The 13,644-nt window shown below is 63.6% G+C and carries 14 protein-coding genes; 13 read left to right on the top strand and 1 reads right to left on the bottom strand.

The window, feature by feature from the left end; genetic code table 11:
* Positions 1–361: 361 nt before the first annotated feature.
* Complete coding sequence (locus HH308_RS29065) at positions 362–946, bottom strand: TetR/AcrR family transcriptional regulator (RefSeq protein WP_170197780.1); 585 nt, start codon at positions 944–946, stop codon at positions 362–364.
* Positions 947–1,021: 75 nt separating this feature from the next.
* Between HH308_RS29065 and HH308_RS29060 the strand changes: the two genes are divergently transcribed.
* The 13 genes from HH308_RS29060 (at position 1,022) to HH308_RS29000 (ending at position 13,466) form a co-directional block, all read left to right on the top strand.
* Complete coding sequence (locus HH308_RS29060; RefSeq protein WP_246284931.1) at positions 1,022–2,230, top strand: acyl-CoA dehydrogenase family protein; 1,209 nt, start codon at positions 1,022–1,024, stop codon at positions 2,228–2,230.
* Between the two features lie 131 nt (positions 2,231–2,361).
* Positions 2,362–2,913, top strand: coding sequence for a TetR/AcrR family transcriptional regulator (locus HH308_RS29055; RefSeq protein ID WP_170197779.1), 552 nt, complete (start codon positions 2,362–2,364; stop codon positions 2,911–2,913).
* 102 nt (positions 2,914–3,015) lie between these two features.
* Positions 3,016–3,645 (top strand): TetR/AcrR family transcriptional regulator, encoded by a 630-nt coding sequence (locus tag HH308_RS29050; protein ID WP_170197778.1) that lies wholly within the window; start codon positions 3,016–3,018, stop codon positions 3,643–3,645.
* A 17-nt stretch (positions 3,646–3,662) separates the two neighbouring features.
* A complete protein-coding gene (locus HH308_RS29045) occupies positions 3,663–4,433 on the top strand; it encodes an MlaE family ABC transporter permease (RefSeq protein WP_376767315.1) in 771 nt (256 codons plus the stop codon).
* Between the two features lie 50 nt (positions 4,434–4,483).
* The gene (locus HH308_RS29040) at positions 4,484–5,350 is read left to right on the top strand and encodes an MlaE family ABC transporter permease (protein WP_211188981.1); all 867 of its coding nucleotides are present in this window, start codon (positions 4,484–4,486) and stop codon (positions 5,348–5,350) included.
* Positions 5,347–6,516, top strand: a complete 1,170-nt coding sequence (locus tag HH308_RS29035) for an MCE family protein (protein WP_170197776.1) — start codon at positions 5,347–5,349, stop codon at positions 6,514–6,516. Before HH308_RS29040 ends, HH308_RS29035 begins: the two co-directional genes overlap by 4 nt.
* Positions 6,513–7,550, top strand: coding sequence for an MCE family protein (locus tag HH308_RS29030; protein WP_170197775.1), 1,038 nt, complete (start codon positions 6,513–6,515; stop codon positions 7,548–7,550). The genes HH308_RS29035 and HH308_RS29030 overlap by 4 nt, the downstream gene beginning before the upstream one ends.
* Positions 7,550–8,539 carry an MCE family protein gene (locus HH308_RS29025; RefSeq protein WP_170197774.1) on the top strand — a complete coding sequence of 330 codons (990 nt, stop codon included), beginning with the start codon at positions 7,550–7,552 and terminating at the stop codon, positions 8,537–8,539. Before HH308_RS29030 ends, HH308_RS29025 begins: the two co-directional genes overlap by 1 nt.
* Positions 8,536–9,705 (top strand): MCE family protein, encoded by a 1,170-nt coding sequence (locus HH308_RS29020; protein WP_170197773.1) that lies wholly within the window; start codon positions 8,536–8,538, stop codon positions 9,703–9,705. The genes HH308_RS29025 and HH308_RS29020 overlap by 4 nt, the downstream gene beginning before the upstream one ends.
* Positions 9,702–10,823, top strand: coding sequence for an MCE family protein (locus tag HH308_RS29015; protein ID WP_170197772.1), 1,122 nt, complete (start codon positions 9,702–9,704; stop codon positions 10,821–10,823). Before HH308_RS29020 ends, HH308_RS29015 begins: the two co-directional genes overlap by 4 nt.
* Positions 10,820–12,235 carry an MCE family protein gene (locus HH308_RS29010; protein ID WP_170197771.1) on the top strand — a complete coding sequence of 472 codons (1,416 nt, stop codon included), beginning with the start codon at positions 10,820–10,822 and terminating at the stop codon, positions 12,233–12,235. Before HH308_RS29015 ends, HH308_RS29010 begins: the two co-directional genes overlap by 4 nt.
* Positions 12,211–12,747 (top strand): Rv1363c family protein, encoded by a 537-nt coding sequence (locus HH308_RS29005; RefSeq protein WP_170197770.1) that lies wholly within the window; start codon positions 12,211–12,213, stop codon positions 12,745–12,747. The genes HH308_RS29010 and HH308_RS29005 overlap by 25 nt, the downstream gene beginning before the upstream one ends.
* On the top strand, positions 12,744–13,466 hold the full coding sequence (locus tag HH308_RS29000) for a hypothetical protein (RefSeq protein ID WP_170197769.1): 723 nt from the start codon (positions 12,744–12,746) through the stop codon (positions 13,464–13,466). The genes HH308_RS29005 and HH308_RS29000 overlap by 4 nt, the downstream gene beginning before the upstream one ends.
* Positions 13,467–13,644 lie beyond the last annotated feature (178 nt).

Genomic DNA, 13,644 nt, shown 5'->3' with positions numbered 1-13,644 from the left:
GGCTCAACCCGCGGACGGGGCCTGCCGTCGGTGAATCCAGGTTCGTGCAGCGGTGTCATGTTCTAAATAGGTGGCTGTGGTCGGGTGGTCCCTCCGGCTCGCTGCCCACAGTGCACCCGTGTCTTTTCGGTGCGTCGTCGACGGCCTCGTCGTACGGTGTCTCGACGTCGGCTGGCTCGATGCGCTCGTTCGTCGACACTCGAAGGGTGGGGTCCGTCCCGACGGTGCAGAACTCACCCCTCGTTCCCGAATGTCGGACTGGGGCAGCGCTATTCGCCAGCCTTTGTTCGGCAGTCGATGAGCATCGGGTGCCTGTGAAGTCTGCGGTTGCACTCTATCGAGAAGACCGGCCGCTCGCGCGTCAAGGCGCCACCACCCGCACAACAGTCTCCACGACGGCGTCTAGATCTCGATTCGCCTGCGGGTTGGTGGTCGACGTGCTGTTCAGCGCGCCGACGACGAGGTCGCGAAGGACACGGATGTCGACGTCGTCGCGGACCACGTCTTCGCGCTGGCCGCGAGTCAGAACATCGAGCCACACTCTGGCGAACCGACGTTCGTGGGCCACATGGTCGGCGCGCAGGTCGGCGGGCAGGGTGTCCACCATGCGTACCACCGAAGATGCGCGGTCATCGCTCGCGTGCAGCGCTCGCAGGTGGCCCCGCACGGCGGCGTATAGCCGGTCAGTCGGGTCTGCATCCGCGGGGACGGCGTCAACGGCACTGCTCAGTGCCTCGCGGGCGGAGTCCACGCCGTCGCGCAGCGTCGCGGCTACCAGTTCGTCCTTGGTCGCGAAGTGAAATCCGAGACTGCCCACTTTCAGGTCGGCGGCGTCGGCGATTCGACGCAGGCTCGCACCGCCGTATCCGTGTTGTGCGAACTCATGCGCTGCGGCAGCGAGGATCCGCCGTCGTGTCCGCGTGGCCTTTGTCTCGATTTCCTCCATCAGAGGAGTCTAGCGAATCGTACGACCGTACGTTTATGCTATGAATCGTACAGTCGTCAGATTCTAGGAGTGTCAATGACCATCGCCCGCACCCAAGAGCGGATGTCGCACGATTTGTTCCTGCCCGCCGAGGTCGTCGAACTTCGAGCGCGTGCACGCGCGTCGGTGGCACGGCATGTCGCACCCGTTGCTCGCGAGATCGGCAGCCGCGAGGAATCTGCGGACAGCTTCCCGTGGGGCGCCTTTCGCGGGTTGGCGTCGGACGGGCTATTCGGCATTCCATTCAACGGCAGCGCGCACCCGATGCTCGGCGTGTGCACGGTCGCGGAAGAGATAGCCTACGAATCATCCTCTCTAGCTGGTGTTTACGATGGTCAGTGCATTCTGGTCCCGGCGACCCTGGCCCACGCGACGCCCGCGGTGCGCGAGCGGCTCATTCCAGCGTTGACCAATGGTGAGCAGGCATTCGCGTTTGCGACGACCGAGCCCGAGACGAGTTCCGACTTGACGGCATCGCGACTGAGCACGTGGGCCGACGAGACCGAGGACGGATTCGTCGTCAACGGCCGCAAGCGATGGATCACCAACAGCGTTGTCGCGGGATGGGTTTCGATTCTTGTTCGGGCCGGCCGCGACGGCGAGCGAGCCCACATGCTGCTGATAGATCTCACCAGCCCAGGCGTGCGGATCGGGACCCCAGATCTCAAGATGGGCCATCGCGGCCAGATCACCGCTGACATTGTGCTCGATGACGTGCGCGTGCCTCGGGAGAACCTCCTCGGGGCTCCTGGGCGGGGGATGGCGGTCGCGCTGTCCGCGCTGGTGCGTGGCAGGATCGGTATCGGCGCTGCCGGCGTCGGCGTGGCTCAGGCGGCGTTGGATCTCGCGGTCCATCGTCTGCAGACGCGTGAGGTCTTCGGGCGTCCGCTGGGTGCCATGCAGCATTGGCAGTTCCAGATGGCGCAGCGCGCAACCGAATTGGAATGTGCGCGTGGGCTGTATCAGAAGGCCGCTATGCTGCTGGATCAGGGGGACGCCACTGCGGAGCCCGAAGCGGCGATGGCGAAGGCGTACGGAACACGACTGGCCAACGATCTGGTACGAGAGGCGATTCAGATCCACGGTGCCATTGGTTTCGCTCGACAGGTCGGAGAGACCGGCGAGTCGGTGCGTCTGGAGGAGATGTACCGCGATGCGAAGATCCTGGAAATCTTCGAGGGCGCGAACGAACTGCAACAGTGGATCGTCGCACGGCGGCTTTTGGGGCGCGACATCACCGGCTAGCAGCAACGCCGCTGCGCCAGGGCACCTTGACGGACTCGATACCTAATGTAATCTCATCTATATTACCAACATGGCGGTGTCGGTCGCGCCTGTCGTCCTGCCGCATTTATAAGTGTTGTTATGATGGTTTGATGCGACTGCTGGTGACGCGCGAGATGTACTACGACGCGGCGATGAGACTTCTTGCGACAGAAGGTGTCTCATCGCTGAAGATCGCGCGCCTGTGTCGCGAGTTGAACGTGAGCAGCGGCTCGTTCTACGGGTATTTCGGCAGTCTTGACGGCTTCGTCGCCGACTTCTTGGACTACTGGGAAGAAACTCAGACCGCGAATGTGGTCGAGATGTCCCTCGCGCCGGTGGACCCGAAGAAGCGCGTTCGTGCGCTGAAAGAACTAGGTGGCGGATTGCCGCACGACGCCGAGGCCGCGATTCGCGGGTGGGCGCACACCAACGAGCGGGTCGCGGCCGCCCAGAAGCGCGTCGACGCTCGTCGGCAGCAGGCCATGGCCGACGTGATCGGCCCCATTGTTGGCAACCGTGCACAGGCGCGCAAGCTGGCTGCGATGGGGATGGCATTACTGATCGGGCTTCAGCAGTGGAAATCCCCGGTCACCAAGCGGGACTACAATCTGCTGTTCAACGAATACGAGCGCGTGATCATGGATCACGTCGACCGCGACTGATCTCGACTCCCTTCTATGAGGGAGTTCCGTCGAACCCTTGAAATGTAACATAACTTTTATTATCTTCAGAGGGTCGATGTAGCGCCGAGTGAAGGGTGCCGGATGAATGCCGATCAGTTGGCGACTGTGCGCAGTGAGGTTCGTCTTCGGTATCTCGACGCCGGCCTGCGGATTCTGGGCATCAAGGGTTACGCCAGTCTCAAGCTGGCCACGCTGTGCCGTGAGGTGGGTGTCTCGACCGGGGCGTTCTACTACGCGTTCGGGAACTGGGACGACTACACGGTGAGTCTGATCGAATACTGGCGCGAAGAGGTGGCCTTTCGACTGGTCAACGCGGCGTCGGCCTATGCGACTGCCCGCGAGCGGCTCGAATTCCTGCGCGACGTGGTACATCGACTGCCGCACGACACCGAAGCCGCGATCCGCATCTGGGCGGCACACGATCCCCGGGTGGCCGCCATCCAGTCCGAAGTCGACGATGCGCGTCGCGCGCTCGTCGCCGGGGTCTTTCGGGACATCGCGCCGGGACTCGCCTCGGTTGACGACTATGCGGCGGCCGCGGTGGATCAGCTGGTCGGGTATCAGAACGGCACCAGGCGATCGCGCGAAGCGTTGAACTGCTTCCTCGAAGCAATTGTGAATCAGGTTACATTCGAAGCTAACCCATGTTATCTTACATTTCGATGTGAGCCCGGGGCGACGCACACGCGTCCGGCCGGAGAGGAATCATGAAAACACTGCAGACTGCGATGGGCGGCCGTTCCATGCAGACGGCCGCGGGCGCGGTAGGGCTGATCGGATCGTTCTACATCACCGCATGGAATGTGATTAAGGCGTTGCCGCGCAGGCCCTTTCAATGGCGCGAGTTCATCGCGCAGGCGTGGTTCATCGTCAGTGTTTCGGTGATTCCGACACTGCTGATGGCGATCCCGCTCTGCGTCATGGTCGTCTTCCAGATCAACGTCCTGCTCAATGAGATCGGCGCGATCGACCTCAGCGGTGCGGGTGCGGGGGTGGCGGTGATCCGGGAGATCGGCCCGGTCGTCACTGTTCTGGTGGTCGCCGGCGCCGGTGCGACGGCGATCTGCGCCGACCTCGGATCGCGGACGATCCGCGAGGAGATCGATGCGATGCAGGTGCTGGGCATCGACCCGATCGCCCGACTCGCGGTGCCGCGGGTGCTCGCGTCGTGCATGGTCGCATTGTTCCTCAATGGCCTCGTGACCGCGGTGGGCCTCATCGGCGGCTACTTATACGCCGTCTACCTCCAGGGCGCCACACCCGGACAGTTCATCACGGCGATTCCGATTCTCACCGGTACCAACGACCTGCTGATCGGCGAACTGAAGGCGGGTGTCTTCGGGCTGCTCGCCGGCGTGGTGGCCTGCCACCTCGGATTCAACGTCGGTGGCGGTCCCAAGGGTGTCGGCGACGCCGTCAACCAGACCGTCGTCTTCAGCTTCGTGCTGCTGTTCCTGGCCAATTCGATCATCACGACACTGGCGCTGCACAGCACCTAGGACGTCCCAGCTCATGTAACGCTGCCCGCTCAACCCACCGGAGAACTTCCATGGTTGCCCCACAAATCACATCCGATCCGTCCAAGGCGAGGTTCGAGAGAATCGACCCCGGCAGACTTCTCGACCCCGCCGAGGGACTCGGCCGCCAGCTGGGGTTCTATCTGTCGGCGATCAAGGCGATACCCCGCGCATACACGCACTATCGCAAAGAGATCGTTCGGCTGCTGGCCGAGGTGGCGCTGGGCACCGGGGCGCTGGCGGTCATCGGCGGCACCGTCGTGATCATCGGATTCCTCACTGCCGCAGCGGGTTACGAAGTCGGACAGCAGGGGTCGAGTTCGCTGGGCCGGGTCGGTGTGGAAGCAATGTCCGGCTTCATCTCGGCCTTCTTCAACACCCGCGAGGCGATACCGGTCATCGCCGGTGTCGCGCTCACGGCGACTGTCGGCGCCGGCTTCACCGCGCAACTCGGCGCGATGCGGGTCAGCGAGGAGATCGACGCGCTGGAGGTCATGTCGGTGCAATCGCTGCCCTATCTCGTGTCGACGCGCATTGCGGCCGGACTGATCGCCATCGTGCCGTTGTTCTGCATCGCGCTCTTCACCGGCTACGCGGCGACCAAATTCGTGAGCATCTTCATGTCCGGCCAATCGTCGGGCACCTACGAGCACTACTTCGCGCTGTTCCTGCAGCCCGGCGACATTCTCATCTCACTGGTCAAAGTGCTGGTGATGGCGGTCAGCGTCATGGCCGTGCATTGCTACTACGGATACAACGCCTCCGGCGGTCCGGCCGGTGTCGGGGTGGCGGTCGGTAAGGCGGTGCGGACCTCGCTGATCATCGTGATGGTCGTCGACTTCGTCGTCGGCATTGCGTTCTACGGCGGCGTACACGCAACAGTTCGGGTGTCGGGATGATCGAAACACATTCGCGCGCAAGGTATGTCACATACTCGGCCGTTGCCGTCACGGTTGTCGCCGTTCTCATCGTCCTGGCGCTGATGTCCTATCGGGGCTCATTTCAGTCGACCACCACCGTGTACCTGCAGGCGCCCCGCGCCGGACTGATGCTCCAACCCGGCTCCGACGTCAAGATGGACGGCGTCGTGATCGGGCGGGTGCAGCAAGTCGACCTGACCGACGACCGCGCCAAGATCACCATGGCCCTGCAGTCGTCGATCGCCTCGGACCTGCCCGTCAACGTCCACGCCGACCTCGAACCGACCACGCTGTTCGGTCGCAAGTTCGTGTCGTTCAGTAAGCCGAGCGAGCCGCAGCAGAGCCACCTCACCGACGGCACGGTGATCGACACGTCGACTTCGCCGGTCGAGGTCAACGACACCCTGGCGCTGCTGCTCACGGTACTCAAGCAGGCCGAACCGGAGAAGATCAGCGCGACACTGACCGCACTCGGCGACGGTACGCGGGATCGGGGCGCTAAGTTCGGCACGCTCATAACCGACGTGAATTCTTATCTGGCGCAATTCAATCAGTCCTTGCCGGTGCTGCGGCGCGACCTGCGCCTGGGCGCGGACAATCTCTCGACACTTGCCGACCTCTCGCCCGACCTGATGGCTACGATCACCAATCTCACCGTGACGTCGAAGAGCATCGTCGACAAGCAATCGCAGCTGTCGGCGTTCATCCTCAGCTTCACGAACCTCGGCAACACCGGTACGCGTTTCCTCGCGCCGACGGCGCGTCCGTTGGTGATGGCAGCCGATTCGCTTGCGCCGGTGAGTCAGGTCCTGGGCGATTATGCACCCATCTACCCGTGCTTCCTCAACGCGCTCAACACGGGACGAAAGTACTTGGAGCAGGGCTTAGGCGGAGCACGTCCGGGCCTGAACGTGCTCGGCACGCTACTGCTCGGCAATCCACCGTATCGGGCCGGCACCGACGCACCCAAGAACAACGCAGGATCGTCGGGGCCGAGCTGCTACGGCTATCCGTTCAGCAAATCGTCGCCGATGCCCGGCCACTACGACTTCGACGACGGCAGCCACGCATACCGGCGGGTGCAAGGTCCCGAAGACATCTTGGGGAATCCGTTCGCGTCACTGATCTACGGAATGACCAAATGAACATCACTCGTGCGGCGATCAAGCTCGCCGTCTTCCTCACCGCAACCGCAACCATCACCGCGTTCCTGTTCATCGTCGTCGGCAACCTCCGCTGGGGGCCAACGACGCACTACAGTGCCGAGTTCGCCTCGGCGTCGGGCACCCGAACGGGCGACGACGTGAAGGTGGCCGGAGTGGTCGTCGGGAAAGTCACCGATGTCCGGGTCGAGGCGAACGCCGGCGGAGCGCACAAGCTCGGCGCCGTCATCGACTTCGACGTCAACAACGACACTCAGGTCACGCAGGCGACCACCGCGACGATCAAGTACAAGAACCTCATCGGCGACCGATACCTACAGCTGGACACCGATTCGTCGGTCGACGCCCCCGCGCGCACCCCCGGCACGATGCTGCCGCTGTCGCAGACGAAACCGGCGCTCGACATGGACGCGCTGGTCAACGGATTCAAGCCGTTGCTGCAGGGAGTCGACCCCGACCAGGCGAACAAGCTGACCGCCTCGCTGATCTCGGTACTCAACGGTCGTACTCAAGATCTGGGGGTGCTGGTGTCCCAGGTAGGCGAGCTGGGCCAGGCGATCGCCGACCGCGATGCGGCCGTCGGCTCCACCGTCACCGACCTCAACGTCGTGCTCGACACCGTGGCGACCCGCAGCGTCGCCTTCGGGCAGCTCATCACCCAACTGCAAAGCCTCTTCACCGGGTTGGCCGACGACCGGGTGCTGGTCCGCGACGGTCTGACCCATATCGAGGCGGCGAGCGCGCAGCTCAGTGATCTGTTGCAGCGCACCCGACCAGATCTGACCGCCGACATCGCGCACCTGCGCGGGCTGGCCGCGAACCTGAACAACGACACGTCGACACTGAACCTCGTCTTGTCGAAACTCCCGGCCGCCTACCAATTGATGGGTCGGGCATCGGGGTACGGCTCATTCGTCAACTTCTTCGTGTGTGGACTGGCGATTCGCTACCCGACCATCGACGGCGGTCACGCGGACACGCCGATGTTCACCGTGCCGGCCCGGAGGTGCCACTGATGAAACTCGACAATTCGCCACGGGCGATCAAGTTCGGTCTGATTGGGACACTGGTCATCGCGGCCATCGTGCTGGCGATCTTCAACTACCGCTCCATCCCGTTCTGGCCGGGGACCACCACGGTCACCGCACAGTTCTCCGACGTCGGTGGATTGGACACCAAGGCAGCAGTCCAGATCGCGGGCGTCAAGGTCGGTGACGTGACGTCGATCAAGTTGCGCGACGATCACGTCGATGTCGAGATGCGGCTCTCGGAGGGCTGGCAGAGCCTCGGGTCTGAGTCCACCGCGGCCATCAAGGTTGAGACCGCCTTGGGCAAGCGCTACGTCGAATTGACGTCGGCGGGAAGCGGTCAACTCGGTGACGTGATCCCGACTGACCGGACCACCGCGGGCTTCGATCTGGTCGACTCGCTCAACCAGCTCACCCAGCGCGTCGAAGGCACACAGAAGGCCCAATTGTCCTCTGCCGTAGACACATTGACTGATGCCATGGCCAACCTGCCGCCCGACTTGAACGTCGCGCTCAAAGGCCTCGCCGGTGGTGCACAGACCATCGCGTCGCGTGACGCGGGGCTGCGGACATTGCTGCAACGCGCGGGGACGGTGACCGGTGTGCTCGCCGCGCGCAATCGGAATCTCACCAGCCTGATCGACGACGGTGCGGTGCTGTTCACCGAGCTCAACGACCGCGCCGCGGTGATCCGGAGCCTGCTGGTCAAGGTCAAGCTGATGTCGGACGAACTCACCGCATTGACCGACGACACGTCGGGAACGCTGCCGTCGATGCTCACCGAACTGCACCGCGTCACGACGACGCTCAACGCAAACTACGCCAACATCAACAAAGCCATCGCGGGCCTGCGACCGGTGATCACCCAACTCGGTGAGGTGGTCGGCAGCGGGCCCTTCTTCTCCGTGCTCCTGCACAACATCGTTCCGGCCAACCTGCACGGACAGCAGCCGGGCAGCATCGGAGGCGGACGATGAACGGGGCCAATCGAATTCGCAGTCTCCCGACGTCGGCGAAGATCCTGATCTGTGGTGTCATCGCTGTCCTGCTGTGCTGGACCGCAGCCACCGTCTGGCAGCGGGTCAGCAACTCCCACGCGACGATCTGGTTCACCAACACCACGGGGCTCTACGTAGGAGATCCGGTGAAGGTGCGCGGGGTGCAGATCGGCCACGTCGAGGAGATAGCTCCCGTCGACGACAAGGTGCGCGTCGCGGTGTCCTACGACCACGATGTCTACGTCGACGCCACGACCAAGGTTGCGATCGTCGCACCGACGCTCGTGTCAGGGCGGTACGTGCAGTTCGTGAATCCCCACGCGCGCACCGGAACTCGGCTCGCCGACGGCGCGACCATCTCGGTCGACAAGACCGCGATTCCGGTCCGATACGACCAGATCAAGACCCAGGTCACCGAACTGGCCAAGGAACTCGGGCCCAAGTCGGCCACCGACAAGGGGGCGGCGAGCCGCTTGATCGATGTCAGTGCGGCAAAACTGCGCGGCACCGGAACGACGATGAACGAGACGATGAAATCCCTGGCGGACGCGATGGCGACGCTGTCGGGCGGCGGGCAAGATCTGTTCACCACCGTGCGCAACCTCCAGGTCGTCGTGACCGCGCTACGGCAGTCCGACGATCGGATCGTCGACTTCTCCGCACAGCTCAACGATGTGTCGCAGTTGCTTGACGACAATCGCACCCAACTCGATGCCGCGATCTCGGCGGTGGATCTGATGGCGCCGAAACTGCAGAGCTACCTGAATGCGAATACGACGTCTCTGTCGACGGATGTGAAGGCGCTGAACAAGATCACCGGGCTGCTCGTCGACCGCGAGGACGACCTGGCGCAGATTCTGCACGTCGTGCCCACCGCCCTGACGGATCTGTACAACATCTACGACCCACGGTCGAACTCGCTTACCGGTGCGCTCGCAACACCCGACTGGCCGGACCCGATGTCGCTCATCTGCGCGTTGCTGACCACCGTCGACGCACCGCAGAGCCAATGCCAGCGATCGTCGAAGACCTTCGTCGATCTGGTGACCTCGCTGGCGGCGAAGAAGGCAGGCTTACCGGCGTCGACGACGCGAGGCGGAAAACCCGTCAACCCATTGCTACCGGGCGGAGGCGCTCCCCGATGACCAAGCCATCTCGCATCGCGTCGATATGTGCGATTCTGTGCGCGGCGCTCATCGCGTGCAGCGCGTGCCGCTTCGACGGCCCGAACTCGCTGCCGCTGCCCGGCAACGCGGTCTCCGGTGACGGATACACCGTGCACGTGCAGCTTGCCGACTCGCAGAACCTCGTCGCGAATTCGCTGGTGCGCTCTGACAACGTGATCATCGGCGTAGTCCGCGCAATCACCGTAGACAAGGGGCACGCCGACGTCGAAGTCGAATTGGAGAAGTCGGCGCGAGTACCACGTGACGTCACCGCGAAGCTCGCGCAGACGTCGGTGCTCGGCGCGCAGTATCTCGAACTCGTACCGCCGACCGCGACGCCGACCGACGGCGCGTCGCTCGGTGACGGCGACGTCATCTCGCTGAGCAAGACGTCGCAGTATCCATCGACAGAATCGGTGCTAGCTGCGCTGTCACTGGTACTCAACGGCAGCGGACTGGAACAACTCCGCACGATCATCGCCCAGCTCAATATCGGATTCGACGGGCACACCGCCGAGGCGAATCAGGCCATCGGGCGGCTAAGGACATTCGCGAGCGGGCTGGCGGCGCAGAAGTCCGACATCCAACGGGCACTGGATTCGCTTGCGCGCCTGAGCATTACGCTCGCAGCCCAGAACACGCAACTTGCCGACGGCATCGACCAGATCACCCCGGCGGTCAAGGTTCTGGCCGATCAGCGCGCCGATCTGACCCGGATGCTCCAGCAGGTCGGCGACTTCGGCGCGCAGTTCGCCGGTGTCATCAAGGCGAGTAAGGACAATTTGGCGACCACGATCGGCGAACTCAATCCGACTCTCGCGCAATTGGAGAAGTCGAAGTCCGATCTCACCGGATCGCTGTTGGTCGCGCTGAGCTTTCCGTGGCCGGTCAACGTCATCGACCGGGGTCTGCGCGGCGACTATCAGAATCTGTTCCTCACGCTCGACTTGTCGGTGGGCGCGATCCGCGACAAGGTCATCGGCTCGCTGCCGATCGGCGATGTCACCAAGATGACGCTTGCGCGCCAGGCGGTCGACCCGCTGCGTGCTCCGCTCGCGCCCGCCGCAACGGCTCCCAAGAAGAGGGGAACCCGATGAAGCTCACGCATTTCGTCAAGGTCCAACTGATCGTGTTCGCGGTGCTGGCGGTGGTGAGCGTCGTCTACGGTCTCGCCCAGTATGTCGGTATCGGCCGACTCACTGGCATCGGAACCTACAGTGTCACAGCCGAATTCGACAACAGCGGCGGAATCTATCGCAGCGGGCTGGTCACTTTCCAGGGAGTGACGGTTGGACGCGTCACCGACGTCGAACTGAACTTGGGCAGCGGCGCTCCGGTCCGCGTCACCCTGCAGATCGACTCCGATCAGAAAGTTCCGGTCAACACGTCGGCCCACGTGCTGAGCATGTCGGCGATCGGTGAACAGTACGTCGATCTTGTGCCGGCGGCATCACCCTCGTCGGACGTGCTCAGTGACGGGGGAGTGCTGCCCGCCGCGCAGAACGTGTCCCCGACTCCGACGCGAGATGTGCTGGAGAAGGCACAGAGCCTGCTGGCATCGATCTCGTCGGACAATTTGAACACCGTGCTCACCGAGGTCTCGACGGGTCTGAACGGTACCGGCGAGCATCTCGCCAAGCTGATCGACTCATCGCAGAACCTGCTGCGGCTGGCGCAGGTGAACCTGGCACCGACGACGAAGCTGCTCGACGACGCGGAACCGTTGCTGCTGACCGGAAACCGCGTCGCTCCCGACCTGCGGATGTCGTTGCTGAACCTGTCGTCGTTCACCCGTCAGCTCGCGATGAGCGATCAGAAGGTGCGCACGATGCTCGATGTCGCGCCTGCTGCCGCAGACCAGGCGTCGACGACGCTGAGTACCCTGACGCCGACGCTCCCGATTCTGCTGGCGAACCTGCAGACCGTCGGGCAGGTTCTTCGGGTCAACGTGCCGCAGTTGCGGCAGATCCTCACCGTGTACCCGGCGTTGGCGGCCAGCACGATGTCGAGTTTGCGGGATTTCAAGCTCGGCGACAGCCCGCAGGCGCCTCTCGACGTGAAGCTGGGCAACACGGAGAACACGCCGACCTGTACGCAGGGATACCAGGGGACGCTGCGGCGTGACCCGTCGGAGGTGTCGACCGAGGCGGTGGTACCGAATCAGTACTGTGACGTCGCCAAGAACAATCCCAAGGTAGCGCGGGGCGCTCGCAACATTCCGTGTGCGACGGACCCGTCGGTCCGTACGGCCTTCGTCGTGAACTGTCCCGAAGGCAACCCGTCGACCTGGCCGAACATGCTCGCCAGGCCGTACGCGACGAGCAAGCAGCCCAAGAACGCCGAGCGCGCAGCAGGGCAGAACACGTCGACATCCACGGATCGGGCTGTCCCCTATTCGGATCGGACCGGCGTGTTCCGTGGGCCAGACGGGGTCACCTACATCCTCGGGGCCACCACAGACACCTCCAATGGAAAGGAATTGACATGGCAATCACTGCTGATCAAGTGAGTGAACGTACGCGGGCATTCGGACCGCGGCGCGCGCAGCGTCCGGCGGTGACGTGGCTCCTCATAGCGCTGCTCGTCGCACTCGTCGGGGCCATTGCCTGGAAGGGGACGACAGTCGTCGAACAGCGCACCGCCGCCGACCGCAACACCGAGATCATCGGCGTAACCAAGGACGTCGTGGCCAGCCTGGTAAACCTTGACTACAACCGGACCGATGCCGACCTGGCACGCATCAAGGCGATGTCGGCCGGCCAGTTCGCCGACCAGTTCTCCCAGGTGTCGTCGTCGATGGGACAGGTACTCGGACAGGGCAAAGTCCAGTCGACCGGGTCGGTCAAGGAAGCCGCGATCATCAGCGTCGACGACTCGCACGCGAAAGTGCTCGCCGCGGTGACGTCGGTCGTCAAGAACACCGAAGCACCCGAAGGTCAGCCCCGCGTGTATCGCATGCGAGTGCAACTCGACCGCGCTGACGACAAATGGTTGGTATCGAACGTGGAGTTTGTGGCATGACGCAGACAATGGACATCACGAAGAGGGGCGAGTCGATGGGCGACGAGCAGATCGTCGACGAAACTGATTCGCCGACACTGGAATCCGCGGAAGTGGGCTCCGAGACAGCGGGGTCGGCTGCCGAGTCATCGTCGGAGACAACGGAATCCGACGACACCGCGGTACCGACCAGCAGGATGGCAGTGCAGCGCGCCCGCATCCGCGCCGGGCTCCGCTGGCCGGCCACGGCGTCGGATCGAGCCTGGGGACGAGCGCTCGGAGTACTCGGGGTCGTCGGTCTGGCGCTGGTCGGCGGGCTCGTCTATCTGTGGATCGCGGCATCGCACGGGGCTGCTGACGAGGCGGCCGGAGGCGGTGCGCTCGCGGCCGCCAAGAAGGATGTGCCGACCCTGTTGAGCTACGACTACAAGACAGTCGACATCACCTTTCCTGCTGCGGCACAGTCGATCCTGACCGGCGGGTTCCAGAACGACTACCGGCAGCTCGGACTCGCGGTGATCCAGCCCGAGGCCAAGAAGAAGCAGGTCGTGACGAGGGCGCAGGTAGTCGACGGCGGCGTGATCTCGTCGACTAGAGATGCGGTGTCAGTGCTGCTGTTCGTGGATCAGACGACGACCAGCAACGACCAGACCGGTCAGCGTCTGGACGGGAGTCGGATCCGCATCGACCTGGTCAGGGTCGGAGCCGACTGGAAGATCTCGGCGCTCACACCGATTTAGGGGCACTCGGGTGCGACGGCGTCGCGGGCAGTCGTCCTCGCCGCTGCCTCGCTTAGACGATCATGGGATCGGTCCACTCTGAATTAGATTGCGCACCTATGGATTTCGAACCCAACCACCAAGTATTGCAACGACGGGAGTTCTCATGGGTGTTGAGGTCAGCGTTTCAGGTTTGACG

Source organism: Gordonia asplenii (assembly GCF_012933505.1).
Classification (GTDB): Bacteria; Actinomycetota; Actinomycetes; order Mycobacteriales; family Mycobacteriaceae; genus Gordonia; species Gordonia asplenii.
Note: the sequence above shows the minus strand (reverse complement) of the source record. Positions and strands in the feature narration are given on the sequence as shown.

Excerpts from the sequence above, each read along its gene's own strand:
- HH308_RS29030 (WP_170197775.1), top strand. The coding sequence starts at position 6,513 with ATGAACATCACTCGTGCGGCGATCAAGCTCGCCGTCTTCCTCACCGCA.
- HH308_RS29040 (WP_211188981.1), top strand. The coding sequence starts at position 4,484 with ATGGTTGCCCCACAAATCACATCCGATCCGTCCAAGGCGAGGTTCGAG.
- HH308_RS29055 (WP_170197779.1), top strand. The coding sequence starts at position 2,362 with ATGCGACTGCTGGTGACGCGCGAGATGTACTACGACGCGGCGATGAGA.
- HH308_RS29050 (WP_170197778.1), top strand. The coding sequence starts at position 3,016 with ATGAATGCCGATCAGTTGGCGACTGTGCGCAGTGAGGTTCGTCTTCGG.
- HH308_RS29065 (WP_170197780.1), bottom strand. The coding sequence starts at position 946 with ATGGAGGAAATCGAGACAAAGGCCACGCGGACACGACGGCGGATCCTC.
- HH308_RS29020 (WP_170197773.1), top strand. The coding sequence starts at position 8,536 with ATGAACGGGGCCAATCGAATTCGCAGTCTCCCGACGTCGGCGAAGATC.
- HH308_RS29025 (WP_170197774.1), top strand. The coding sequence starts at position 7,550 with ATGAAACTCGACAATTCGCCACGGGCGATCAAGTTCGGTCTGATTGGG.
- HH308_RS29000 (WP_170197769.1), top strand. The coding sequence starts at position 12,744 with ATGACGCAGACAATGGACATCACGAAGAGGGGCGAGTCGATGGGCGAC.
- HH308_RS29010 (WP_170197771.1), top strand. The coding sequence starts at position 10,820 with ATGAAGCTCACGCATTTCGTCAAGGTCCAACTGATCGTGTTCGCGGTG.
- HH308_RS29035 (WP_170197776.1), top strand. The coding sequence starts at position 5,347 with ATGATCGAAACACATTCGCGCGCAAGGTATGTCACATACTCGGCCGTT.
- HH308_RS29005 (WP_170197770.1), top strand. The coding sequence starts at position 12,211 with ATGGCAATCACTGCTGATCAAGTGAGTGAACGTACGCGGGCATTCGGA.
- HH308_RS29015 (WP_170197772.1), top strand. The coding sequence starts at position 9,702 with ATGACCAAGCCATCTCGCATCGCGTCGATATGTGCGATTCTGTGCGCG.
- HH308_RS29045 (WP_376767315.1), top strand. The coding sequence starts at position 3,663 with ATGGGCGGCCGTTCCATGCAGACGGCCGCGGGCGCGGTAGGGCTGATC.
- HH308_RS29060 (WP_246284931.1), top strand. The coding sequence starts at position 1,022 with ATGACCATCGCCCGCACCCAAGAGCGGATGTCGCACGATTTGTTCCTG.